19 protein-coding genes are annotated in these 23,747 nt (G+C 62.2%); 9 read left to right on the forward strand and 10 right to left on the reverse strand.

Annotation, left to right across the window (positions count from 1 at the left end; all coding sequences use genetic code 11):
• Nucleotides 1–99: 99 nt before the first annotated feature.
• A complete protein-coding gene (locus EH206_RS08780) occupies nucleotides 100–2,070 on the reverse strand; it encodes a sigma-54-dependent Fis family transcriptional regulator (protein ID WP_009112421.1) in 1,971 nt (656 codons plus the stop codon).
• A 276-nt stretch (nucleotides 2,071–2,346) separates the two neighbouring features.
• Here EH206_RS08780 and ssuD point away from each other — a divergent pair, with 276 nt between their 5' ends.
• From ssuD to EH206_RS08820, 8 genes are all read left to right on the forward strand, one after another.
• Nucleotides 2,347–3,522 (forward strand): FMNH2-dependent alkanesulfonate monooxygenase, encoded by a 1,176-nt coding sequence (gene ssuD, locus EH206_RS08785; protein WP_009112422.1) that lies wholly within the window; start codon nucleotides 2,347–2,349, stop codon nucleotides 3,520–3,522.
• 30 nt (nucleotides 3,523–3,552) lie between these two features.
• On the forward strand, nucleotides 3,553–4,956 hold the full coding sequence (locus EH206_RS08790; RefSeq protein ID WP_009112423.1) for an FAD/NAD(P)-binding protein: 1,404 nt from the start codon (nucleotides 3,553–3,555) through the stop codon (nucleotides 4,954–4,956).
• A 79-nt stretch (nucleotides 4,957–5,035) separates the two neighbouring features.
• Nucleotides 5,036–6,454 carry an LLM class flavin-dependent oxidoreductase gene (locus EH206_RS08795; RefSeq protein WP_009112424.1) on the forward strand — a complete coding sequence of 473 codons (1,419 nt, stop codon included), beginning with the start codon at nucleotides 5,036–5,038 and terminating at the stop codon, nucleotides 6,452–6,454.
• Nucleotides 6,451–7,470 (forward strand): methionine ABC transporter ATP-binding protein, encoded by a 1,020-nt coding sequence (locus tag EH206_RS08800; protein WP_009112425.1) that lies wholly within the window; start codon nucleotides 6,451–6,453, stop codon nucleotides 7,468–7,470. The genes EH206_RS08795 and EH206_RS08800 overlap by 4 nt, the downstream gene beginning before the upstream one ends.
• A complete protein-coding gene (locus EH206_RS08805) occupies nucleotides 7,467–8,171 on the forward strand; it encodes a methionine ABC transporter permease (RefSeq protein ID WP_009112426.1) in 705 nt (234 codons plus the stop codon). Before EH206_RS08800 ends, EH206_RS08805 begins: the two co-directional genes overlap by 4 nt.
• Nucleotides 8,172–8,173: 2 nt before the next feature.
• Nucleotides 8,174–9,049 carry a MetQ/NlpA family ABC transporter substrate-binding protein gene (locus tag EH206_RS08810; RefSeq protein WP_009112427.1) on the forward strand — a complete coding sequence of 292 codons (876 nt, stop codon included), beginning with the start codon at nucleotides 8,174–8,176 and terminating at the stop codon, nucleotides 9,047–9,049.
• A 37-nt stretch (nucleotides 9,050–9,086) separates the two neighbouring features.
• Nucleotides 9,087–10,541, forward strand: coding sequence for an MFS transporter (locus tag EH206_RS08815; protein ID WP_009112428.1), 1,455 nt, complete (start codon nucleotides 9,087–9,089; stop codon nucleotides 10,539–10,541).
• Entirely contained in the window at nucleotides 10,538–11,767 is a 1,230-nt protein-coding gene (locus EH206_RS08820) for an acyl-CoA dehydrogenase family protein (protein WP_009112429.1), read from the forward strand. The genes EH206_RS08815 and EH206_RS08820 overlap by 4 nt, the downstream gene beginning before the upstream one ends.
• A 524-nt stretch (nucleotides 11,768–12,291) precedes the next feature.
• On the opposite strand, the gene EH206_RS08825 is transcribed toward EH206_RS08820, so the two are convergent.
• The 9 genes from EH206_RS08825 to EH206_RS08865 form a co-directional block, all read right to left on the reverse strand.
• Complete coding sequence (locus EH206_RS08825) at nucleotides 12,292–13,644, reverse strand: ABC transporter substrate-binding protein (RefSeq protein ID WP_009112430.1); 1,353 nt, start codon at nucleotides 13,642–13,644, stop codon at nucleotides 12,292–12,294.
• A 44-nt stretch (nucleotides 13,645–13,688) separates the two neighbouring features.
• Entirely contained in the window at nucleotides 13,689–14,945 is a 1,257-nt protein-coding gene (locus EH206_RS08830; protein ID WP_009112431.1) for an SfnB family sulfur acquisition oxidoreductase, read from the reverse strand.
• A 23-nt stretch (nucleotides 14,946–14,968) separates the two neighbouring features.
• Nucleotides 14,969–15,724: an ABC transporter ATP-binding protein gene (locus tag EH206_RS08835; protein ID WP_009112432.1), complete on the reverse strand. Its 756-nt coding sequence runs from the start codon at nucleotides 15,722–15,724 to the stop codon at nucleotides 14,969–14,971.
• Nucleotides 15,714–16,757, reverse strand: a complete 1,044-nt coding sequence (locus EH206_RS08840) for a branched-chain amino acid ABC transporter permease (RefSeq protein WP_009112433.1) — start codon at nucleotides 16,755–16,757, stop codon at nucleotides 15,714–15,716. The genes EH206_RS08835 and EH206_RS08840 overlap by 11 nt, the downstream gene beginning before the upstream one ends.
• A 2-nt stretch (nucleotides 16,758–16,759) precedes the next feature.
• Nucleotides 16,760–17,653: a branched-chain amino acid ABC transporter permease gene (locus tag EH206_RS08845; RefSeq protein WP_009112434.1), complete on the reverse strand. Its 894-nt coding sequence runs from the start codon at nucleotides 17,651–17,653 to the stop codon at nucleotides 16,760–16,762.
• Nucleotides 17,653–18,537, reverse strand: coding sequence for an ABC transporter ATP-binding protein (locus EH206_RS08850; RefSeq protein ID WP_009112435.1), 885 nt, complete (start codon nucleotides 18,535–18,537; stop codon nucleotides 17,653–17,655). Before EH206_RS08850 ends, EH206_RS08845 begins: the two co-directional genes overlap by 1 nt.
• Nucleotides 18,538–18,562: 25 nt before the next feature.
• Entirely contained in the window at nucleotides 18,563–19,672 is a 1,110-nt protein-coding gene (sfnG, locus tag EH206_RS08855; RefSeq protein ID WP_009112436.1) for a dimethylsulfone monooxygenase SfnG, read from the reverse strand.
• 317 nt (nucleotides 19,673–19,989) lie between these two features.
• Nucleotides 19,990–21,213 carry an FAD-dependent oxidoreductase gene (locus EH206_RS08860; RefSeq protein WP_040343770.1) on the reverse strand — a complete coding sequence of 408 codons (1,224 nt, stop codon included), beginning with the start codon at nucleotides 21,211–21,213 and terminating at the stop codon, nucleotides 19,990–19,992.
• A 111-nt stretch (nucleotides 21,214–21,324) separates the two neighbouring features.
• The gene (locus tag EH206_RS08865; RefSeq protein ID WP_009112438.1) at nucleotides 21,325–22,683 is read right to left on the reverse strand and encodes an MFS transporter; all 1,359 of its coding nucleotides are present in this window, start codon (nucleotides 22,681–22,683) and stop codon (nucleotides 21,325–21,327) included.
• A gap of 139 nt (nucleotides 22,684–22,822) precedes the next feature.
• On the opposite strand from EH206_RS08865, the gene EH206_RS08870 reads away from it, so the two are divergent.
• Nucleotides 22,823–23,737 carry a LysR substrate-binding domain-containing protein gene (locus EH206_RS08870; RefSeq protein WP_040343772.1) on the forward strand — a complete coding sequence of 305 codons (915 nt, stop codon included), beginning with the start codon at nucleotides 22,823–22,825 and terminating at the stop codon, nucleotides 23,735–23,737.
• Nucleotides 23,738–23,747 lie beyond the last annotated feature (10 nt).

The following is a 23,747-nucleotide window of genomic DNA, read 5'->3' on the forward strand; positions in this document are numbered from 1 at the left end:
AGTGTTTCCCATAAATTGGAATATGTCACATTGGTGAGTATTTCGTGCGCGATAAAGTCGCCATTTCTCTGTTACGACGTAGCACGCGCCCGACGGCGCTTAATATCTCCCGGAACTATATTCAGCATATATCGGCGCCGACGGCGACGACGAACCGGTGCGCCAAATGGCGTCGCGGATATTGATGGCGCGCGGCAGCAGGCCGAGGGCGAAAAAGCGATCGGCGATGATTTGCTGCTCGCGAATCACGTTGGTATTCATAAGCCGCGTTTTATTGCTGCGGCGCGACAGGGCCAGTTCCAGCGTGGCGCGCGGCAGGCCCAGTTCGGCCGAAAGCAGGGCGGTGGCTTCCGCCCGTTGGTTGTCGATGTAATTCCCGGTTTTCTGCAATGCCGCGAACAGTTGCTGCAGGATATCCTCGCACCGTTCGGAAAACTGGCGCTGCGCCAGATAGAACTGCTGGTTCTGCACCCGCTGGCGGCCGTCGGCCAGCACCCGCAGGTCGCCGTTGCGCTCGGCGTCGCTCAGCAGCGGGTCCCACAGCAGCCAGGCGTCCACCGCCTGATAGTCGCTGGGCGCCAGCGGGTATTTCGGCGGGGCGTAGATAATACGCACGTCCTGCAAGGTCAGCGCGTGTTCATCGAGCAGTTGCAGCAACAGGTAATGCACGTTGGAGCCTTTGTTGACGGCGATGCGCTTGCCGCGCAGCTCCGCGACGCTGGCGATGGGACTGTCCCGCGCCACCAGCAGCGCCACGCTCTGCGGCGCCGGCGGTTCGTAGGCGACGTACACCAGCGGGCAGCCCTGGGACTGGGCGAAAATGGGCGGTACTTCGCCGGTAGTGCCGAAATCGATCTCGTCGCTGTGCAGCGCATGCAGCAGCTGCGGCCCCGCCGGGAATTCGCTCCACGACACGTTGATGCCCTGACCGGCGAACAGCGACTCCAGGCTTTGTCGCGCCTTAAGCACCCCCAGATTGCCGAACTTCTGATAGCCGATGCGCAGCTCACGGTCGAGGGATGGCCCGGCGGCGGAACAGCGCCGCGGCCAGTTCAGGCTCGACGCCGAACTCCGCCGCGGCTTGACCAGCCCCTGATGCGCCAGATGGGTGCGCAGGGTATTGCGGCTGATCCCCAGCATCGCCGCGGTCTGTAGCTGATTGCCGTTGCAGATGTCGAAAGCGTTGCGCACCAGCGATTGGGTGACCCGCTGGTAAATCTGGCCGACGTCGCTCTGCAGGTGGCGGCGGATAAAGCGGTCCAGCTCTTCCGTCTCCGTCGCGCCGGGTATTTCCGCGCTGCTGGTCAGGCGCAGCTGCCGGGGAGTGATCACCGATTCTTTACTCAGCAGCACCGCGTTGTGCAGGGTATTTTCCAACTCGCGGATATTTCCCGGCCACGGGTAATCCATCAGCAGCTGATGCGCCTCGGCGGAGAGCTGAAGCTGCGGCCGCCCCAGGCGATGGGCGTACAACGAGAGAAAATGCTCCGCCAGCAGCGGGATGTCTTCCTGGCGCTGGCGCAGCGGCGGCAGGGTGACGGCCGCGACGTTAAGCCGATAGTAGAGATCTTCGCGGAAGCGTTTTTCGCGGATGGCGTGCGCCAAATCCACATGGGTGGCGGCAATCACCCGCACGTCGACCTTGATGGGCCGCCGCGAGCCGACGCGGGTGATCTCCCTCTCCTGCAACACCCGCAGCAGTTTAACCTGGAGCGAAAGGCTAAGTTCGCCGATTTCATCCAGCAGCAGGGTGCCGCCTTCGGCCGCTTCGAACCATCCCTGATGGGTTTCGGTCGCGCCGGTGAACGCGCCTTTCTGATGGCCGAACAGTTCCGCTTCGGCCAGACTTTCATTCAGCGCGCCGCAGTTGACGGCCAGGAAGGGTCGCTGGCGGCGCGGGCTGCTATGGTGCAAATAGCGGGCAACCACCTCTTTCCCGGTGCCGGTTTCACCAATGATCAGCACGGTGGCATCGGTGGGCGCCAGTTGATCCAGTACGTTCTGAAAGGCGATCGAGGCGGGATCTATCAGTACCGGCTTGTCCGAGGAAAAGGGGCGTGGGTTATGCATAAGTAGCTCCATGGTTGCAGCGGTGTGAAAATCCTATCCGAGTCGCCGGCAAAGGGCGAGAGCCAGGGGGGCGTAAAATGCTGCTTTTGCAGCAGCGGGGGTGGGGGTTCTGTTGCAAATGCAGCAGGAGTTGACCGAAGCCTATTTTTTTAATCTATTGATTTAAATTGTTTTTATTTGATTTTAATCTTGGCATGCATCGTGCTGACATCCTTTATAACGAAAGCCAGTTTTTCTATCTACAAATAAGACATATTGTTATATGGGAAATGCATAATGAGCCAACCGCTGAAACAAAATATCAACGTTTTTTGGTTTTTGCCCACTCACGGCGACGGCCGCTATCTGGGAACCACGGAAGGCGGCCGCGCGGTGGATCTGCCCTATCTGCAACAGGTGGCGCTGGCCGCCGACAACCTCGGCTATTACGGGGTGCTGATCCCGACGGGCAAAAGCTGCGAGGATTCGTGGCTTATCGCCTCGGCGCTGGCGCCCATTACCCGCCGCCTGCGTTATCTGGTGGCGGTGCGTCCGGGATTGCAGCCGCCGTCGCTGGCGGCGCGCATGGCCGCCACGTTGGATCGCTTATCCGCAGGCCGCCTGCTGATTAACGTGGTGACCGGCGGCGATCCGGTGGAAAACCGCGGCGACGGCATTTTTCTCAGCCACGCCGAACGCTATGAGGTGACGCAGGAGTTCCTCACCGTCTATTCACGCTTGCTCAAAGGGGAGAAGGTCGACTTCACCGGCAAACATATCCGCGTCGAGGGGGCGGAAATTCTGTTTCCGCCGGTGCAGGAGAACGGCCCGCCGCTCTATTTCGGCGGCTCTTCACCCGAGGCGATCGACGTCGCCGCCAATCAGATCGACAGCTACCTCACCTGGGGAGAACCGGTCGAGCAGGTGGCGGAGAAACTGGCGCTGGTGCGCCAGCGGGCGGCCGCAGCGGGACGGACGCTAAGCTACGGCATCCGTCTGCATGTGATCGTGCGCGAAACCGAGGAGGAAGCCTGGGCGGCGGCGGACCGGCTGATCGCCCATCTTGATGAGGAGACCATCGCCAGCGCGCAGAAAATCTTCTCCCGCATGGACTCCACCGGACAGCAGCGCATGAGCGCCCTGCACGGCGGTTCGCGCGACAGCCTGCGCATCGGCCCCAACCTCTGGGCCGGGGTGGGACTGGTGCGCGGCGGCGCCGGCACCGCGCTGGTGGGCAATCCGCAGCAGGTGGCCGAACGCATCCGCGAATATCAGGCGCTGGGCATTGAGAACTTTATTTTTTCCGGCTATCCGCACCTGGAGGAAGCGCACCGCTTCGCGGAGCTGGTGATGCCGCTGCTGCCGGTCTCCGAAGCGGCGGAGCGTCAGGCGCGACAGGTGAATACCGGGCCGTTCGGCGAAACCATCGGCGGCGATAAACGGCCGGTTAATAAGCAGGCCAGCGCCAGCTGAGCGCAGGCGTCAAGGAGAGGGATGCAGCGCATGACTGAACGACGGATAGTGATTGTCGGCGGCGGCTATACCGGGACGGCGGTGGCGATTCATCTGGCGCGCGCCGCCCGGCCGGAGCTGGAGATAACCGTGGTGGAGCCGCGGGCGCAGGTGGGACAGGGCGTGGCCTATTCCACCGCCGACGCGGCGCACCGCCTGAATGTGCCGGTGGAAAGAATGTGGCTGTCGCGCGCGGAGCAGGACAGTTTCGAGCGCTGGTTCGAGGAGAACGGCGGCCTGCGCGACGACCCCGACGCCCTCTGGCGGGACGGCAAAATCTACCCGCGGCGCGGCGTGTTCGGCCGCTATATGGCGGAAAAATTCGCCCAGGCGGCGGGCGGGAATTTGCGTCATCTGCAAGACCGCGCCGTGGACTGGCGGGACGGATTTATCGTCACGGAACGGGGCGCCAGGCTGAAGGCCGACGGCGTAGCGCTGGCCGTCAGCCATCCGCAGCCGTCGCTGCCGCGCCCGTTGGCGCAGGCATTGGCGCGCCACCCCGGCCTGATCGCCGACCCCTGGCGCCACGACGCGCTGGATGCGGTGGCGGCCACCGATCGGGTGGCGATTATCGGCAGCGGTTTAACCATGGCCGACGTGGTGGCGTCGTTGCAACGGCGGGGGCATCGCGGCGCCATTGTGGCGTTTTCCCGCCGCGGCCTGCTGTCCCGGCCCAACGTCAGCGGCGACTATCCCGACTGGACGCTGGAGATATCGCCGCAGCAGGCCGCCACGCCGCGCGGCCTGCTGCGGCATATCCGCCGGGAAATTCAGCGCGCCGCCCTCCAGCGGCAGCCGTGGCAAAAAGTGCTGGATGAGATTCGTGTCAACGGGCAGCAGCTGTGGCAGCAGTGGCCGCTGGCCGAGCAGCAGCGTTTTCTGCGCCATCTGCGCGCCTACTGGGACGTGCACCGTTACCGCATCGCCCCGCAGGTCAGCGCGCTATTGGCGCAACAGCGCGCGCAGGGCAGCCTGCGGGTGCTGGCCGCCCGGCTGCAACAGGCGTCGGTCGACGGCGACAACGCCATCGCGCTGCAGCTGCGAAAACGCGGCGGCGGCGCGGAAACCCTGCATGTCGACCGGCTGGTCGTCACCACCGGCCCGGCCCACGGCGCGCTGCTGGAGAGCAATCCGCTGTTTCATGCCCTGGCGCAGCGCGGCGAGCTGCGCGCCGACCCGCTTGGGCTGGGACTGCTGGTCGATGAACACAGCCAGGCGATTGACCGACACGGCCGGGCGAATCCGCGCCTGCTGGTGGCCGGCCCCGCGGCGCGCGGGCGTTTTGGCGAACTGATCGGTTTGCCGCAGGTCGCCGACCACGCCGAGGCCGTCGCCCACCAACTGCTGGCCGCCGTCACCTCCGGCGACGCGCAGCGATGTCCCGCGCCGTCCTGAATCTTCTCTACTGAGTTAACCCGATAACAATAACCCGGCCAAGACAGGGCACCGGTCCGGGATCGCTATGGAGAAAACTATGTCATCGCAACGTGAAATCCGGCTTAACGCCTTTGATATGAACTGCGTCGGTCATCAGTCGCCCGGCCTGTGGGCGCACCCGCGCGACCGTTCCTGGCAGTACAAGGATCTGGAGTACTGGACCGATCTGGCCCGTCTGCTGGAGCGGGGCAAGTTCGACGGTCTGTTTATCGCCGACGTGCTGGGGATTTACGATGTATTGAACGGCAACGGCGACGCGGCCATCCGCCAGGCGACCCAGGTGCCGGTCAACGATCCGCTGGCGCTGATCACCCCGATGGCGCTGGTCACCGAGCATCTGGGCTTCGGGCTGACCGCCTCGCTCTCCTTCGAGCATCCCTATCCTTTCGCCCGTCGGCTCTCCACCCTCGACCACCTCACCAAAGGGCGGGTCGGCTGGAATATCGTCACTTCTTATCTGGAAAGCGGCGCGCGCAATATCGGCCAGCAGAGCCAGACCGACCACGATGCGCGCTACGACTACGCCGACGAGTATCTGGAGGTGGTGTACAAACTGCTGGAGGGCAGTTGGGAAGAGGGGGCTGTTCTGCGCGATCGCCAACGGCGCATTTTCAGCGATCCGAGCAAAATCCATCCGATCAACCATCAGGGCAACTTCTTTCAGGTGCCCGGCATTCATCTGTGCGAACCCTCGCCGCAGCGTACGCCGGTGCTGTATCAGGCCGGCGCCTCCAGCCGGGGCAAACGGTTCGCCGCGCAGCACGCCGAGTGCGTGTTCGTCGCCTCGCCCTCCAAGGTGCTGCTGAAAAAAACGGTGGCGGATATTCGCCGCCGCGCCGCCGAAGCCGGGCGTGACCCTTACGACATCAAAATTTTTAATTTGCAAACCGTCATCGTCGGCGAGACGGATAAGCAAGCGCAGGATAAATGGCGGGAATATAAGTCCTGGGTGAGCTATGAAGGCGCGCTGGCGCTGCTTTCCGGCTGGACGGGCATCGATTTCGGGCAATACCGGCCGGATCAGGTGCTCAAGCATCTGCACACCAACGCCATCCAGTCGGCGGTGGAAACCTTCTCCACCGCCGATCCCCATCGCCAGTGGACGGTGCAGGGGCTGGCGGAGTGGGTGGGGATCGGCGGCTTTGGTCCGCTGCTGGTCGGCGGCGCGGCGACGGTGGCCGACGAGCTGCAGTCCTGGGTGGAGGAGACCGACGTCGACGGCTTCAACCTGGCGTATGCGGTCACCCATGAAACCTTCAGCGACGTGGTGGAACTGTTGATCCCTGAACTACAGCGCCGGGGCGCGTTCAAACGCGACTACGCGCCCGGCACCCTGCGGGAAAAGCTGTTCGGGCAGGGGGCGCGTCTCGGTGCGCCGCATCCGGGCGCCGCTTACCGGCGCGGGGCGGCGCTCAACCCGGCGGCGCAGCAGGCGGTGGGAGAGCGGCTGCCATGATCGATATTTCGCAACTGCATAAACAGTATCGCGGGCGCGACGGCGAACCCGTCGAGGTGCTGAAAGGGGTGTCGTTGCAGGTGCCGGCCGGGTCGATTACCGCCGTGGTCGGCCCCAGCGGCGCCGGGAAATCGACGCTGGCCAAATGCATCAGCCTGCTGGAGCGGCCGAGCAGCGGCAGCATTCAGGTGAACGGTCAGGATTTGTCGCGCCTGTCCGGCGAGGCGCTGCGCCGCGAAAGGCGGGCCATCGGCACGGTATTTCAGTCTTCGGCGCTGCTGCAGCGCAAAACCGCGTGGCAAAACGTCGCGCTGCCGCTGGAGTATCTGGGGGTGATCCCCGCCGAAATCGAACAGCGCGTGGGCCATCTGCTGGAGAGCGTCGGGCTGGCCGATAAGGCGGGGAGCTACCCGGCGCAGCTGTCCGGCGGCCAGCGCCAGCGCGTCGGCATCGCCCGGGCGCTGGCGCTCAACCCGTCGGTGCTGCTGGCCGACGAGGCCACTTCCGGGCTCGACCCGGCGTCGACGCGCGCCATTCTGACGCTGCTCAAGCGGCTGCGCGACGAGTTTGGCCTGTCGATTATCTTGATTACCCATGAGATGGAGGCGGTGCGCAACGCCGCCGATGCGGTGGCGGAACTGCGCGACGGCGTGATCGTGCAGCAGGGGGCGGTGCGGGATTTACTGGCCGCGCCGGATTCGCTGCTCGGACGGCAGCTGTTCCCGCTGGAAGCCGTCGACGCTCAGGGGGATCTGCTGCTGCACGTCACCTATTCCGCCCGGCAGCCGGTGGCCGCCGACTGGATCAGCCACATCAGCCAACTGCGTCAGCTGCGCATCGACCTGCTCGGCGGTCATATCGAACGCGTGGGCGGTCAGCTGGCGGGACGGCTGCAACTGGCGGTGCGCTTTCAGGGCGGCGCGGTGCCTCCCGAGGTGCTGGTGGAACAGCTGCGCGACTATGGGGTTATCGCCCAGGTGGTGGACGCGTCCCCGGCATGGCGGGAGGCGGTATGACGCAGGCGGCAAGCAACGTTATCAGCCAGGACACCCCCTGGGATCAGATTCATCGCCTGATGCTGCCGGCCTACGGCGAAACCTGGCTGATGGTCGGCATCGTGATGCTGTTCGTGGTGGCCATCGGCGGGGCGGTCGGGGTGGTATTGTTCAACACCTCGGCGCGCGGCCTGTTTCCCCGTCCTCTGGCGCACCGGACGTTGAGCTGGCTGGTGAATATGGGGCGCTCGCTGCCGTTTCTGGTGCTGATGGCGGCGATTATCCCGTTTACCTTCTGGCTGACCGGCACCACCATCGGCATTCCGGCGGCGGTGATCCCGATGATTGTCGCCGGCGTGCCGTTCTTCGGCCGGCTGGTGGAGAATGCCCTGAACGAGCTGCCGCCGGAGGTGACCGCGGTCGGGCTGGTGTCCGGCGGCTCCCACTGGCAAATCATCACCCGCGCCCAGCTTAGCGAGGCGCTGCCGGCGCTGGTCTCCGCCATTACCCTCAATCTGATTTCGATGATCGAATACTCGGCGATCGCCGGCACCATCGGCGCCGGCGGCATCGGCTATCTGGCGGTGGTGTACGGCTATCAGCGTTTCGATCACCACATCATGATCGCCACCATTGTGGTGCTGATCGTCACCATTCAATTGATTCAGTTTCTCGGCGACCGGCTGGTTGCCGCACTACGTCATCCACAGGGAACGCATTAATTATGACCAATCACGCTTTCACATTACGTAAAAAACGGCGCTGGCCGTGGTGGCTGGCGCTGGCGGTTGTCGCGGCCATCGCCCTCGGCGTCGGGTATTTCGCCCAGCAGAATACGCAGACGGTGAACTTCGGCAGCACGCTGAAGGTGCATTTCGAGCCGGCGATGGCCGGGGAGGAGCGGGTGATCCAGTACGTCGCCGAGCATATCGCGCCGGATTACGGCCTGACCCTGATTGCCAGCGGCTTGCAGGACCCGGTGCAGGCCAACCGGGCGGTGGCGGAGGGAAAATACGCCGCCACCATTTACCAGCATCAGTGGTGGTTGAAACAGGTGGTGGACGCCAACGGATTCAAGCTGACCCCCACGCTGCCGGTGTTCCAGTGGGCGTTCGGCATCTATTCCGATCGTTATCGCTCCTTTGACGACCTGCCCGACGGCGCGGAAATCGTCATCCCCAACGACGGCGCCAATCAGGGGCAGGCGCTGTGGCTGTTGCAGCGGCTGAATGTGATCGGTCTCGATCCGGCGATCGAGCCGCGCACCGCCAAATTAAAAGATATCAGGGAGAATCCGCGCCGCTTTAGCTTTAAGGAGCTGGATCTGCTCACCATGCCGCGCGCGTTGAATTCGGTGGACGCCGCCATTGGCTATGTTTCGCAATTCGACGCCGGCAAAGTGCCGCGTGAAAAAGGCATTTTGTTTCCTCCGGCGCCGAAAACCTTCGCCTCGCAGTTGGTGATCGGCAGCGATTATTTAAATAACGAAAACATTATCAAACTGCAAAAAGCCTTTGCCGACGCAAGGGTGCAGCAGTGGTTAAGGGAAACCGACGATCCGCTGGTGAAAGGGGTTTTGGTGCCGGTTTCCGCCGAGTGAGTCACCTGCATAAAATAATCCATAGCGAGAGGGTATTATGAGTACATTAAATATCGATGATGGAATCGATCCGTCATTATCGGCGCCGGTGCGCTCGGCCGGCGACGTGGCGCGGCTGATCAACACCCGCACCGATAGCACCAGCTATGCGCGCATGATTGTGTTTTTGGCGCTGGGCGGGATATTTCTCGATGCCTACGACCTCACCACGCTCTCTTACGGCATTGACGATGTGGTGAAAGAGTTCGCGCTGACGCCGGTGGTCACCGGGCTGGTGACCTCGTCGATCATGATCGGCACCATTGTCGGCAACCTGATTGGCGGCTGGCTGACCGATAAATACGGGCGCTACTCGGTATTTATGGCGGATATGCTGTTTTTCGTGGTCTCGGCGATAGCCGCGGGGCTGGCGCCGAACGTCTGGGTGTTGATCGGCGCGCGTTTCCTGATGGGGATCGGCGTGGGGATCGATCTGCCGGTGGCGATGGCCTATCTGGCGGAGTTTTCCAAATTCAGCGGCAAAGGCAACAAAGCCTCGCGTCTCGCCGCCTGGTGCCCGATGTGGTACGCCGCCTCATCCATGTGCTTTCTGATTATCTTCGGCCTCTACTTCCTGCTGCCCGCGGAGCATATGGACTGGCTGTGGCGCGCCTCGCTGCTGTTCGGCGCGGTGCCGGCGCTGCTGATTATCGCGGTGCGGCGCAAATTTATGAATGAATCGCCGCTGTGGGCGGCTAATCAGGGCGACTTGAAAAGCGCGGTGCGCATTCTGCGCGAGTCCTACGGCATCCAGGCCCATGAAGCGGAGCCGGATCGCCCGCTAGAGGAGAAGCCTAAGCCGCCCAAGGTCAGCTTCCGCGTGCTGTTTCAGAAACCCTACCGTGAGCGCACCGTGGTGGCTGGGGTAATGAATATCTGTATCGCCTTCGAATATACCGCCATCGCTTTCTTCCTACCTTCGATTCTGGCCCGGTTCCTCGGCGCCGGGGTGTTTGAAACCATCTCCGCCTCGCTGGGGCTGAACGCGCTGTTCGCCTTTACCGGCGGCCTGCTCGGTATGCGGCTGGCGTGGAAATTTCCGTCGCGCCACGTGGCGATTGCCGGTTTCGCGCTGCAATTTATCGCCCTGATTGCGCTGGCGCTGATTGGTCAGCCGCAGGCGACCATCGGTATCGTGCTGGCCGTCAGCATGCTGGCGCTGTGGCTGTTTGCCGAAGGTTTCGGACCGGGGGCGCAGCTGATGATCTACCCGGCGCTCTCTTATCCCACCTCCATTCGCGCCACCGGCGTCGGCTTCAGCCGCGCCCTGTCGGGGATAGGCAGCGCGCTGGCGCTGTTCGTGTTGCCCATTTTGCAGGCGCATTTCGGTACCGATATGTTCTGGCTGGTATCGCTTAGCGCCATTATCCCGATTATTTTCCTGCTGGCGGTGCGTCATGAGCCGACGAAACAGGATATTGACGATGACATTGATGAAAGGAGTGAAGCATGAGCGCAAATCCGCTGATTGCCACAGGCACCGATTACGCCCGGCTGGCCGCCCGGTTTCGTCCGATTTTTACCCGCATCGCCGCGGGAGCCCTGGAGCGGGAGCGCTCGCGCCAACTGCCCGATGAGCCGCTGCGCTGGCTGAAGGAGGCCGGAATCGGCGCGGTGCGGGTTCCGCAAGAGCAGGGGGGCGACGGCGCCTCGCTGCCGCAGCTGTTCCAACTGCTGATTGAGCTGGCCGAGGCCGATCCCAACCTGCCGCAGGCGCTGCGCGGACACCTGGGCTTTGTGGAGGATCGCCTGAATGCGCCGGACAGCCCCGAGCGCGAGCGCTGGCTGCGCCGCTTTGTCGCCGGCGAGACCATCGGCAGCGCCTGGAGCGAAATCGGCGCGGCGAAGCTGGGGGAGGTCAACACCCGGGTAACGCCAGCCGCCGACGGCTGGCGGCTGGACGGCGAGAAGTTTTACAGCACCGGTACGCTGTTCGCCGACTGGATTGACGTTTACGCCGAGCGCGCCGACAACGGCGGATCGGTGATTGCGCTGGTCCGCGCCGCGCAGGAGGCGGTACAGCGCGAGGACGACTGGGACGGTTTCGGCCAGCGCCTGACCGGCAGCGGCACCACCCGCTTCAGGCAGGCGTACGTGGAGGCCGAGCACGTTTACGATTTCGCCGATCGCTTCCGCTACCAGACCGCCTTTTATCAGCAGGTGCTGCTGGCGGTGCAGGCGGGCATCGGCAGGGCGGTGACCCGCGATGCGGCGCAGGGCGTCAGCCGGCGCAAGCGTATCTACAGCCACGGCAACGGCGATCTGGTCAAGGACGACGTGCAGATTCAGCAGGTGGTCGGGCAGATATCGGCCTGGTCTTACGCGGTGGAAGCCACGGTTCTGCAGGCGGCGATATCGTTGCAGCGCGCCTATGAGGCGCACTTCAGCGGCGACGAGGCGCTGGAGCTGGAGGCGAATATCGCCGCCGAAGTCGACGCGGCCAAAGCCCAGGCCATCGCCACCGAACTGATTCCCAAAGCGGCGACGGAGCTGTTTAACGCGCTGGGCGCCTCCGATACCCGCGCGGATAAGGCGTTGGATCGCCACTGGCGCAATGCGCGCACGGTGGCGTCGCACAATCCGGTGATTTACAAATTGCGCAATATCGGCGCCTGGGAAATCAGCGCCACGCCGCCCACCTTTATCTGGCATATAGGGAATAGCCATCGCGCGGGTTAACGTCATTACTACGCCGGGCAACTCGCCCGGCGTAAGGGTAACCTATCCCTGACAACGTTGCGTTGTTCGGAATCATTCCCGTCTTTTGCCGTTGGCCGGCGTAAAAAATTATGCTGAGGAATCGGCGGTCTCCCGAATGAGCAGCAGGGATGCTGCGAAAGCCAGTGCCGCGCCGGGAGCGCGTCAATGGCGGTTCGACAGGAGACCGCTGGTTCCGAAGGCACCGCGAAGCGGCATAATTTCAGCCGAAAGCCAGGGTTCTCAGGGCTGCGGCGACTGAGCGCCCTGAGTCGGGCGCGTGCTACGACGTGGCATAAAAATACCTGTCTTTTCGCGCACGAAATAACACTGAGCTTACATATATTGTCATATAACGTTATCGGTAATTTGTGACTAAGAGCCAGTGCTAAGGGGGAGGCTGGGAGGGGTTTTTTTACCAGGCATTATCAAAACCACAGGCCGGGCAGTGTGCCCGGCCTGTATATCAAACGGCGTTGCCGAATAAACAGGATAACCGGCGGCGATCAGCCGTCGTTACCGTCGCAGGTACGCGGCGTAATATTCTTTTCCTTGGCGTAGGCGCTGGCCGACTTTTCGATAATCGGACGCAGCAGCGCCCAGTCCGGGGCGATCCAATCGCTGATCACCTTCCAGCTCACGCCGTCCCATTGCTGGAACGTCACCCGGCCCTGGCCTTCATGATCCTCGCAGGTAACGTTGATGGAGTGAAACAGTCCTTTCGCCCCCAGCGCTTCCACCCGCGCCGGGTCAAGGCGCAGATGCTCAAGCCCCCAGCGGATTTCATCGCCGGTTAAGGTACGATGACCATATTTCTCCTGGGCGATGCGAATCGCTTCCACATTCAAAATACCGTTGACGATGCCCAGATTATGATAGACGCTGCCGATGCGCTTGCGGTCCTGCAAATTCCCCTTATTGGCGCCGTAGACGGTATCGACAATTTCTTTAACCACCGGATAGGACGCGCCCGACGCCTGGGTGGTCAGGGCGATATACCCTTTCGCCGCGCTGCCCGCCGGGATAACGTCCTCCTCCGAGTTCGACCACACGTTGCCGATGATCTGGTCCGCCGGGAATCCCACTTTCTGCGCGGTTTTCAACGCCACCGGATTCATCACGCCGAATCCGCGTAAAACCACGTAGTCCGGTTTGGCGCGCCGGATGGTAAGCCACTGCGACTGCTGTTCGTTGCCGGGGTGCGGCACTTCAATCTGTTGTAGTTCAAAGCCATACTTTTCGGCCAGCAACTGATAAATCGGGATGGTTTCTTTGCCATAGGGCGAGCCGTGATACAGCACGACGATCTTTTTGCCCCGCAGCTTTTCCTCGCCGCCTACCTTGCCGCCGATAAAGCTGATAATGCCGGAGGTTTCACTGTAGGGGTTGAGCAACAGCGGAAAGACGTAAGGGAAAACCCGGCCGTCCGTGGAGTCCGTTCTGCCGTGATCGATGGTGATCAGCGGCGTCTTGTCCCGGGTTACGTCGTCGATCATCGCGTAGGCGATCCCCACGGAAAGCGGGTTCCATGCGGCCGCGCCGGGGTGATTTTTCTGGCGCTTATAGCACTCCACGCCGCGCTCGACCTCATATTGGGTTTCACACTCGTCCCAGCTCAGCTTGACGCCGTTAACGCCGCCGTCCCGCGTGTTAATCAGCGTCAGATAATCGATAAAGCCGCCGAAAAAGCCGCTTCCTGCCGCGGCGTAGGGACCAACGCGATAGCTCTGTAACGGGAAGTACTGCTCGTCCGCCGCACCGGCGGTCTGCGCTAACTGCGCGCCCAGCAGTAGGGTTCCGGCGATGATATTGACCAGCCATTTTACTGGCGATGCAGGTTTGACATACGTTGTCTTCATGATAATGCCCTGTTTAATTTATTATTTTATTTGGTGCGTCCGTGTCAGCTCCAGGCGTGCAGCGGAGGATTGACGCCGTTCAGGGCGTAATTGCCCAGAATGGCGTATTTCCAGCGCACCGGATCGTGGAGCGTATGGGTGCGGGCGTTGCGCCAGTGGCGATCGAGGTTGTGCTCCGCCAGCGTTGAGCGGGTGCCGGCCAGTTCGAACAGCCGGTTGGTGGCCTCGATGGCGATTTCGGTGCTCAGCACTTTGGCTTCGGCGACGGCGATCTGCGCGCGGGCGACATTCTCCGCGTTGGGTTGCGCCACCGCGCGATCCACCGCCAGCCCGGCTTTTTCCTGTATCGCTTCCGAGGCGTGTAGCCGTAACGTCAGATCGCCGATGCGTTGAATGGTGTAGGGGTCCTGCCAGGCATGATCCAGGCCGCTGTCCACCCAGGGACGCGATTTTTCACGAATAAAGCGGATGGCGTCGTCGATGGCCGCCTGGGCGATGCCGTTATCGATGCCGACCTGAATGATCTGGAAGATGGCGCCGTCGGCGGTGGGCGATTTAAACCCTTTATAGGCGGGAACCAGATAGGACTTGGGCACTTTGACGTTTTCCACCAGTACGGTGCCGCTGGCGGTGGTGCGCTGGCCGAAGGAGGACCAGTCGTCGATCACCGTCAACCCCGGCGCGTCGCGCTCGGCGATGGCATACCAGGCGCGCCCCTGATCGTCGAGCGCGACGATGGGCACCAGATGCGCCAGCAGCGCGCCGCTCGAATAGAATTTCTGGCCGTTGACCAGCACGTGGTCGCCGTTATCGACAAAAACGGTTTGGAAATCCGCCGCGCGTTTGCTGTTGAATTCGGAAAAGGCGTTGCCGAAACGCACGCCTTGCAGCACCAGGCCGAACAGCTCCCGTTGCTGCGCCTCATCGCTGACGGAGCGGATAGCGGCGATGATGCCGAGGTGGTTTTGCGAGATTTGCGCAATGGAGGGATCGGCGGCGGCGATTATCTGCACCACCTGGGTCAGGGTGGCGTAAGAGACCTCCGGCCCGCCGAAGCGCTTGGGCACGTTGATCGACCACAGCCCGCTTTGCGAAAACGCGTCCAGCTCGTCGATCGGTAAAATGCGCTGACTGTCGCGTTCGGCGGCGCCGGCGGCGAATTGCTCCGCCAGGGCGTGGGCCACGGCGATGGCTTCCTCATCGCTGCCGATGATATGGGCGGGTTTGTCGGGACGCGGATAACCCGGCACGCCCTGCGGCGCGCGTGGTGAAGCTGTCTCTGGCGTTTGAAGGTTACTCATATCGTTCTCCTTTAGGGTAGGTGTCAGGCTGCAAAGCCGAGATAAATTTTCTGCACGTCTTCACGCTGGCTGAGTTCCGCCGCCGGGCCGGAAAGGGCCACGCCGCCGTTATCCAGAACGTACGCCCGATGGGCATGCCGCAGCGCGACGGTGGAGTTCTGTTCCGCGACCAGAATCGACAGCCCCTGCTGCCGATTAAGCCGCGTTAAAACGCTAAAAATCTCTTCGACGATCCGCGGGGCCAGCCCCATGGATGGCTCGTCCAACAGCAACAGGCGCGGACGGGACATCAGCGCTCTGCCGATGGCGGCCATCTGCTGCTCGCCGCCGGAGGCCAACCCGGCCTTCAGCGTGCGTTTGTCTTGCAGCCGCGGAAAGATGTCATAGACCTCCGCCAGGCCGCGGCGGATATCCGCCCGCGATGCGGCGCGGCCAAGCGCGCCGGTAATCAGGTTCTCCTCGATGGTCAGCGAGGGGAAACAGTGTCTTCCCTCCACCACCGGCACGATGCCGAGCCGCACCAGTTGATGCGGCGCCGCGTTGGTGATCTCCTTGCCGCCCCAGCGGATCTCCCCGGCGCTGACCTGACCGCGCCGTGCGGGCAGCAAATGCGAGATAGCCTGGAGAACGGTGGATTTCCCCGCGCCGTTGCGCCCCAGCAGGGCGACGATTTCGCCTTCTTCTACCCTGAGGGAAATGGCCTCAAGGGCGATGATATGGCGTTGATAGCGTGCGCTGAGGTTCGATACCGTCAACGCATGCGGTGATTCAGGCGCCATGCTTCCTCCTGCGAACGGTCAGACGATCCAGCCGCTGCGTCAGCGCCGCCAGACCTTTGGGTTCGACGATCAGAAAGCCGATGAGTATCAGGCCCAGGATGATTTGCTGGAGCAACTCCAGTACCCCGGAGTCGACGCGCTGCCCCAGCAGCCACTCGCCGCCGCGCGACAGCAACAGGGGAAATACCGTCAGCAGCGCGGCGCCGAGAAACGCGCCGCGCACCGTACCCAGCCCGCCGATAATGATGATGAACAGGATCTGGAAAGAGCGGTCGAGATTGAAACCGGCGGGTTCGATATTGCGCAGATAGGTAAAGGACCACAGCACCCCGGCGATGCCGATAATGAATGAGGAAAAGCCGAAGGCGATCATTTTGGTGCGCAGGACGGGCACGCCAATCACCCGTGCCGCCAGCGGGTTATCCCTGACGGAAATAAAGTCGCGGCCGACCGACGATGCCGCCAGTTGGACCACCAGCCAGGTCAATAGGCTGACCACCAGCAGGGTGAAAAAATAGCGGCTCGCCGAACTCTCTATTACCCAGCCTCCCCACCGCAACGGGGCCGCCGAAACCACGCCCGACGGGCTGTGATTGGAAAACCAGCCGAAATTATTCAGCGCCCACTGGACGAAAAACTGCGTCGCCAGCGTGGAGATCGCCAGGTAAAAGCTGCTGAGCCGCAGGCTGGGCAAGCCGAAAACCAGCCCAAGCAGCGCGCTGATGGTTCCCGCCAGCAGCAGTACCGCCGGCAGCGGCAGAAAGGGCAGCCGCAGTATCAGGTTTAAGGCGGCGTAGGCGCCCACCGCCATAAAGGCCGCGCTGCCGAGCGAGACCTGCCCGGTGTAGCCGGCCAGTATATTCAGGCCGAGCGCGGCCAGCGACAGCGCCAGAAACGGCGTTAGCACCGCATCGAACAGGTATTCGTTGGCGAACAGCGGGACCAGCGCGTAGGCGATGACCAGCAGCGCAATCAGCGCGGGGTTTAACGCGCGCGGCAGGGCGCGGCGCAAAGCGGATGTCGGATGCGGCATGGTTATAGCCTCGCCAGATGGCGGGAACCGAACAGTCCGGACGGTTTCACCAGCAGAAAGAGCAGGGCGACGGCGTAGGCGATCCAGCTCTCGATGCCGCCGCCGAGCAGCGGTCCGAGATAAACCGAGCCTATTTTCTCGATGGCGCCCACCAGCAGTCCGGCGATAATCACGCCGCCTATCGAATCGAATCCGCCCAATACCAGCACCGGCAGGGCTTTCAGCACCACCAGCGATAGGGAAAACTGCACCCCGAGGCGCGCTCCCCACAGCAGACCGGCCACCAGCGCGACGATCCCGGCGGCGGCCCAGACCACGCCCCACAGGCGGCCGATATTCAGGCCGACGGCCAGTCCGGCAAAGGCGTCGTCGGCCACGGCGCGAAAAGCCAGCCCGGTATGGGTGTAGCGGAAGAACAGGCTTATCGCCAGCACCAGCAGGGCGGCGACGCCGGCGGCGAACAGATCAAAAATGCTGATCATCACGCCGAACGCCTCAAAGGGGAGGTCGTCGATGCCTAAATCCAGGGCGTGTACCTGGGTGCCCCAGATAAGCTGCGCCGCGCCTTCTATGACGTAGGAAACGCCCAGCGTGGCGACAAACAGAATGATCGGCGGCTGATTGACCAACGGACGCAGCACGGTGCGTTCAATCAGCATGCCGACCAGCGAGATGGTCAGCAGGGTAATCGCCAGCACCAGCCACACCGGCCAGCCGCGTTCCACCAGCGAGACGAACGTCAGCGCGGCGAACAGCAGCATGGCTCCCTGGGCGAAGTTGAATACGCCGGAGCTTTTGTAGACCAGGACAAAACCCAGCGCCACCAACGAGTACATCACGCCGGACAGCAGCCCGCCGATCAGCACCTCGACAAAAAAGAGTGCGTCAATCTCCATTATGGCGCTCCCGTCGCGGCGGGTTCGGTCGCCAGCCCCAGGTAAGCGGCGATGACCGCCGGATCCTGACGGATGTCCTCGGGCAGGCCCTCGGCGATGCGGCGGCCGTGATCCAGCACCAGGATACGGTCGGACAAACTCATCACCACGCCGATATCGTGTTCAATCAATAAGATGGTGGTGCCGAAACGTTCGCGGATCTGGCGAATGGTTTGGGTCAGCCGTTGTTTGTCGGCCAGCGTCATGCCGGCCATCGGTTCGTCCAGCAGCAGCATTCTGGGGCGGGCGATCAGCGCCCGCGCCAGTTCCACCCGTTTTTGCAGTCCGTAGGAGAGGCTGGTTACCGGACTGTCCGCGACGGCCTCCAGCCCGAAAAAGCGCATCATCTCCAGCGCCTGGGCGCGGGCGTCGGCTTTTTCCCGGCGCGCCTTCGGCAGCCCGAACAGCTCGCTGAACAGCGAGGATGCTTTACGGTGCGCCAGGCCCTGCAACACGTTATCCGTCACCGATAGCCCGCCGAACAGCGCCAGATTCTGGAAGGTGCGCGCCACGCCGGCGCGCGCCAGTCGCTGCGGGAGCAGCGCGCGGTAGGAGCGGTTATCGAGGACGATTTCCCCGGCATCCGGCCGATATAAACCGGAGATAACGTTCAGCAATGAACTTTTACCGGCGCCGTTGGGACCGATAATCGCCAGAATGCTGCCGGGTTTGGCGTGCAGCGAGACATCGGTTAACGCCCTGACGCCGCCGAACGACAGCGAGACGCCGCTCAGGGATAACTCGGCGCCGCGCGTATCGCGCTCGGCATGGCCGGCTATCTCGCCATCCTGGCACGCGTGCCGCAGTTGCTCAAAGCTCTGCATTGATGATGCATCAAAAACCATACTGACCTCCTCAACGTGGCGGCAATCAGGTGGCCGACGTCGCCGTGCGCTGATATTGGCTTTCCAGTTCGCGAACCAGCGGAATAACCTCTTTGCCGAAGAACTCCACCTCTTCCTGAAAGTGCAGGAACGCCAGCAGTAGCAGGTCGACGCCGGCGTGTTTGAGTTCGATAATCCGCTCGGCGATTTGGCGCGGCGTGCCGATCAGATTGGTTTTGAAGCCGTCGTTGTACTGCACCAAATCCTCAAACGTCGATTTGGCCCAGTTGCCTTCGCCCTCCGGCGAGGCGTTGCCGGCGTTTTTGACCTCATGCTGGAAGCCTTTTACCGCGTCGGGATTGGCGTTATCGATAATCTCCTGCAATACTTCGCGCGCTTCCTCTTCGCTGTCGCGGGCGATAACAAAACCATTTACCCCGATTTTGACCCGGTGCTGGTTTTCAGCCGCCTTGCGCTGAACGTCGTCCACCTGCTTTTTAATCTCCGCCACGCTATTGCCGTTGGTGAAATACCAGTCGGATACCCGCGCCGCCATATCGCGCGCGGCGCGCGAACTGCCGCCCTGAAAAATTTCCGGCAGCGGCTGCAGGGGTTTGGGCTTCAGCGAATAGTCGCGATAGCGATAAAAATCGCCGGCGAAGGTGAAGCTGGTTTCGGTCCAGATGCCGCGCAGGCAGCGGATAAACTCTTCCGAGCGCAGATAGCGCTCCTCATGGTCGAGCCAGGGTTCGCCGATGGCTTTGAACTCGCCGCGGAACCAGCCGCTGACGATATTCACCGCGATACGCGCCTCGGAAAGATGGCTGATCGTGGCAATCTGTTTCGCCGCCAGCGTGGGGTTCCAGGGACCGGGCAACAGCGCCGCAATCACCTTGAGCTTTGTGGTTGAATCCAGCAGCGCCTGGGAGAAAGAGACCGACTCGTGCTGATTATCGGCGCCATATCCGGCGGTAAAGCGGATTTGCGTCAGGGCATAATCGAAGCCGGCCTGTTCGGCGATTTGCGCCAGCTTGCGGTTATAACCAATATCCCAACCGGTGCGCTGCGGTATGCGGCTGATCACCAGCCCGCCGGAAACATTGGGAACCCAGTAAGCGAACTGGATAGGTTTTTGGGGCGTTATGGGTGTCGACATAATGGCTCCTATTAATTTATTGAAATATAATGAATATTTATTTGGCGACTGGCTGAAAAAGCCCTTATAGAAAAATAAACACAAATGATTATCTATTTTTTATATAACACTTTGTTTCTGTGTTGGGGAAACTTCAAACTTTTTCTTATAAGAGGAATAGCAGTAATCATGCCAATACGAATATTTAAATTAACGGTTTAAAATCAGAGTGTTATGTATTAGAGGGGGAAGGGCGTGCTTCGTATGCAACATGTTTGTTATTGTATTGTTGCAAACGAAGCAGGGTATGGATTACATCACGCGTCCGTCGTCCTGAATCAGCGTGGCAAGCGGGGGCGCTCGCGGCGGAAACCCAGCCCAATAATGCGGCCGGTCAAATGCGGTAACCAGGGCTGGCGGATAAGCCGCATTACCAACGCCGGCGGACGTCGGGCGGCGGCGTGGGATGGTTTATCCCCTTTGCCGGTCATCATGATTTGCAATCGTTGGATAAGCCGGGTGGGCAATTCGCGTCGGCGCTGTACGCGATTCAGGATGTGCAGGCCGACCGGGCCGCGCGCCAGAGGCGCGGCCAGGATATTGGCGGCGGCCACGGCGTCCTGAATGGCCAGATTTACCCCTACGCCGCCGATGGGGGACATGGCGTGAGCGGCGTCGCCGATGCACAAGACGCCCGCCGCCGCCCAGCGATCCAGCCGGTCGATGCGAATATCCAGCAATTTGACATGCTCCCAGTCCGCTACGGCGGACGCCAGCCGCTCGACGCCGACGGGCGATACCGCCGCGACCTGTTGCAGCAGCGCCGGCAGGCCGCGCTGCTTAATGTGGGGCAGGGTGCCTTTGGCGATGCTGTAGCCGCACTGCCAATAATCGCCCCGATCCAGCATGATAAAGTTGTTTTTGGGGCCGCCGTGCCCGCTGGCCCAGTTTTCGTCGCCGACGGCTTTGGGCAATTTCATCCACAATACATCCCGCGGCATGCCGAAGCTGCGGCCGGTCAAACCGGCGGCCTGACGCACCACCGACTGGCGGCCGTCGGTGCCTATCACCAGTCCGGCGCGGATCGGCAGTTTGTCTCCGTTGGCATCCAATGCTTCCACGCCCTTTACGACGCCATTTTCCCGCATCACTCCCACAACCTTAGTCGATCGCAATAGCCGGAATCCCGGCAGCGATTGACTCTGTTCGGCTAGAAAATTGAGAAAGTCCCACTGCGGCATCAGCGCCATAAACCGGCACAGACACGGCAGGCGGCTGAAGTCGGCCATGGCGATCTTTTCGCCATTAAACTCGCCGATAAGCTTTTCCACCCGCTGATGGGGCAGGCGCAGTAATGGCTCCAGCAGCCCCAGACGTTCCATAATTTCCAGCGTTGAAGGGTGGATGGTATCGCCACGGAAATCACGCAAAAAGTCGGCATGCTTTTCCAGCACCAGAACGGGGATGCCGGCGCGAGCCAGCAGATAGCCGAGCATCAGTCCGGCCGGCCCTCCGCCGACAATACAGCAAGGCGTTTCCAGAATGTTATCGGTCATAGGCATATCGTCATATAGAGAAAAATCTAATGATAGAAGCTTGGCATCAAGTTGCAAATAAGTCTCATTAACATGGCGGCGTGTATTTTGGTCTAATGCCTGGGGGGAGCTATGCCGTTAGCGGCGCTCTGTTTCATAGGCCGCAACGATGGCCGCTCCCAGCGCCGCGGCGCCAGTCAGCAGCCACAGCGCTTTGCTCCAGCTTTCGGCACCGGCGCCGTTCCCCAGCAGCAGGCTGAGCAAGGCCAGCGCCAGGGCGCCGGCGGTGTACTGGCTGGTCACCATCAACGCGCCGGCAGCGCCCTGATATTCCTGCGGCACGTCGCGTAATCCAAGTTGAAACATCGCCGGATAGATGATGCCGTGGCCGATTCCGCTGGCGACGATAGCGGCGATAAACGAGGCGGAGAACGGCTGCAAAGCGGCGTAAGCCAGTAATCCCAGCCCGAACGCGGCGCCGATAAATCCCCACAGTAGTAAACGGCGCGCATCCCGGCCTTTGGCTAAACGCGCGAACAGCAGGTTGCCGACCACAATCAGCAGCGCCAGCGGCAGAAATAGCATCCCGGTGGTGAGCACGTCCAACTGGTAGTAGCGCTGCCAGAGCAGCGTCATCACGTAGAACTGGCTGCCGACGCTGGCCATATAGCAGGCGCTGGCGATACAGCCGATGCGCAGGGTGGTCAGCGCACGCAGGGCCGGATGAAGCAGCGGACGGCGGGCGAAGGTTTCATGCAGAATAAAGGCCAGCACCAGGGCCGCCGAGAGGCGATTGGCGAGATAATCCGCCGCGCCGGTCTCCGCCAGACGGGTAAGGGACCAGACGACGCCGGCGACGGCGGCGCTGCCCAGCAGGGCGCCCAGCGACAGCGACTGCGGTTGCCGGGGCGCGGGAACAGCGGCGAAATGGCGCTGCACCAGCCAGAGCGTCAACAGGCCCGGCGGCAGGTTCACCCAGAAGATCAGTCGCCATTCGATATGGGTCAGCACGCCGCCGAGAAACACGCCGGCCACCAGACCCGCCGCGCCGGTGGCGCTCCATACCGCCAACGCCCGGTTGTAGGCGTCCCCCTGAAAGCGTTGTCTGAGCAGCGCCAGCACCGCGGGCTGCATCACCGCCGCCGCGGCGCCCTGTCCGGCGCGCGCCAGCAGCAACATCGCGCTCTCCTGCGCCAGCGCGCCGCATACCGAGGCCAGCAAAAATAGCCCCATCGCCAGGCGAAAACTGCACCGCGCCCCAAACCGATCGCTTAGCCAGCCTCCGGTGAGCAGCAGCCCGGCGAACGTCAGCCCGTAAAGCGAGACGATCCAGGGCGTCATCGCCGGGCTTAGCCGCAGCGCCCGCGACAGCTCCGGCAGCGCCACGAACATAATGGCGTAATCCAGCGCGATAAGCGCCTGCGCGATTCCCGGCACCAGCAGCGGCAGCAATATAGCGCCGCGCCGGGAAGACGTTGGGGTGGTCAGGCATGTCATGCAGCCTCCTGTGGCGTGAGTGTTTTAATTGGCAAGGGTGAAAAAAATTCATTAATACTTTGTTAAAGCAACAGATTACTTGCTGTAATAACCCCTATTCAAAGTCATTATTTTCAGCTATGGATGAATTGAGCTCATGATAAGAAAGCGACGTCTTCCTCCGCTGGCGGCGATCCGCACCTTCGATGCCGTGGCGCGCCACGCCAGCTTCAAACTGGCGGCGGAAGAGATTGGCGTCACCGCCACCGCCGTCAGCCATCAGATCCGCGTGCTGGAAGAGGCGCTGGACACGCGCCTGTTCCAGCGTTCCGCTAAAGCCGTCACGCTGACGGCGGCGGGGGAGATCCTGCTGCGGGCATCGGGCAAGGTATTCACTACGTTGCGTGAAGCGGTGGAGGAGATCGCGGCGGCCCGCCGGCCTGCGTCGCTGACGCTGAGCACCACCAGCAATTTTTTAAGCCACTGGCTGGTGCCACGCCTGCCGGCGCTGAAACGGCACTGTCCGCAGGTGGAACTGCGTCTGCATAGCGGAACGGAACTGGTTGATGTGCGCGGCAGGGATATGGATGCGGCGATCCGCTACGCGGAGCAGGTGGATCCCGACCTTGACGCCGCGCTGCTGTATCAGGACCGCTTTTTGCTGCTGGCCAGCCCGGCGCTGAATATCCGTACCCCGGCGGATTTAACGGGCGTGCCGCTGTTTCATATTGAAAACCGCCATATTCCCCAGCCGGAACCCGACTGGGCGCATTGGCGCGACGCGTACGGCCCGGCGGATCTTGACGTTGGCGCGGGCATTCGCTTTGACGACGAGGCGCACGCCGTTCAGGCGGCGATTGCCGGACAGGGGGTAGTGATCGCCAGCCAACTGCTGGTGCAGGATGCGTTGGAAAAACGGCTGCTGGTCGCGCCGCTAATCGGCGCTCTGCCCGGCGGCCGCTACTATTTCGTCACCGGCCGGGAAAAAGCGTCGCGGGATGACATCCGCCAGCTGCGCGCCTGGCTGTTGGCGGCGTTTCCGGCAGGGGATGATGAGCGAGTGGGCAAGGCATAACGGGAGGAAT

The sequence above is a fragment of the Brenneria nigrifluens DSM 30175 = ATCC 13028 genome, assembly GCF_005484965.1.
In the GTDB taxonomy this organism is placed as follows: domain Bacteria; phylum Pseudomonadota; class Gammaproteobacteria; order Enterobacterales; family Enterobacteriaceae; genus Brenneria; species Brenneria nigrifluens.

Excerpts from the sequence above, each read along its gene's own strand:
- EH206_RS08780 (WP_009112421.1), bottom strand. The coding sequence starts at position 2,070 with ATGCATAACCCACGCCCCTTTTCCTCGGACAAGCCGGTACTGATAGAT.
- EH206_RS08825 (WP_009112430.1), bottom strand. The coding sequence starts at position 13,644 with ATGAAGACAACGTATGTCAAACCTGCATCGCCAGTAAAATGGCTGGTC.
- EH206_RS08790 (WP_009112423.1), top strand. The coding sequence starts at position 3,553 with ATGACTGAACGACGGATAGTGATTGTCGGCGGCGGCTATACCGGGACG.
- EH206_RS08795 (WP_009112424.1), top strand. The coding sequence starts at position 5,036 with ATGTCATCGCAACGTGAAATCCGGCTTAACGCCTTTGATATGAACTGC.
- EH206_RS08830 (WP_009112431.1), bottom strand. The coding sequence starts at position 14,945 with ATGAGTAACCTTCAAACGCCAGAGACAGCTTCACCACGCGCGCCGCAG.
- sfnG (WP_009112436.1), bottom strand. The coding sequence starts at position 19,672 with ATGTCGACACCCATAACGCCCCAAAAACCTATCCAGTTCGCTTACTGG.
- EH206_RS08815 (WP_009112428.1), top strand. The coding sequence starts at position 9,087 with ATGAGTACATTAAATATCGATGATGGAATCGATCCGTCATTATCGGCG.
- EH206_RS08850 (WP_009112435.1), bottom strand. The coding sequence starts at position 18,537 with ATGGTTTTTGATGCATCATCAATGCAGAGCTTTGAGCAACTGCGGCAC.
- EH206_RS08865 (WP_009112438.1), bottom strand. The coding sequence starts at position 22,683 with ATGACATGCCTGACCACCCCAACGTCTTCCCGGCGCGGCGCTATATTG.
- EH206_RS08860 (WP_040343770.1), bottom strand. The coding sequence starts at position 21,213 with ATGCCTATGACCGATAACATTCTGGAAACGCCTTGCTGTATTGTCGGC.
- EH206_RS08840 (WP_009112433.1), bottom strand. The coding sequence starts at position 16,757 with ATGCCGCATCCGACATCCGCTTTGCGCCGCGCCCTGCCGCGCGCGTTA.
- EH206_RS08845 (WP_009112434.1), bottom strand. The coding sequence starts at position 17,653 with ATGGAGATTGACGCACTCTTTTTTGTCGAGGTGCTGATCGGCGGGCTG.
- EH206_RS08800 (WP_009112425.1), top strand. The coding sequence starts at position 6,451 with ATGATCGATATTTCGCAACTGCATAAACAGTATCGCGGGCGCGACGGC.
- EH206_RS08805 (WP_009112426.1), top strand. The coding sequence starts at position 7,467 with ATGACGCAGGCGGCAAGCAACGTTATCAGCCAGGACACCCCCTGGGAT.
- EH206_RS08810 (WP_009112427.1), top strand. The coding sequence starts at position 8,174 with ATGACCAATCACGCTTTCACATTACGTAAAAAACGGCGCTGGCCGTGG.
- EH206_RS08835 (WP_009112432.1), bottom strand. The coding sequence starts at position 15,724 with ATGGCGCCTGAATCACCGCATGCGTTGACGGTATCGAACCTCAGCGCA.
- ssuD (WP_009112422.1), top strand. The coding sequence starts at position 2,347 with ATGAGCCAACCGCTGAAACAAAATATCAACGTTTTTTGGTTTTTGCCC.
- EH206_RS08820 (WP_009112429.1), top strand. The coding sequence starts at position 10,538 with ATGAGCGCAAATCCGCTGATTGCCACAGGCACCGATTACGCCCGGCTG.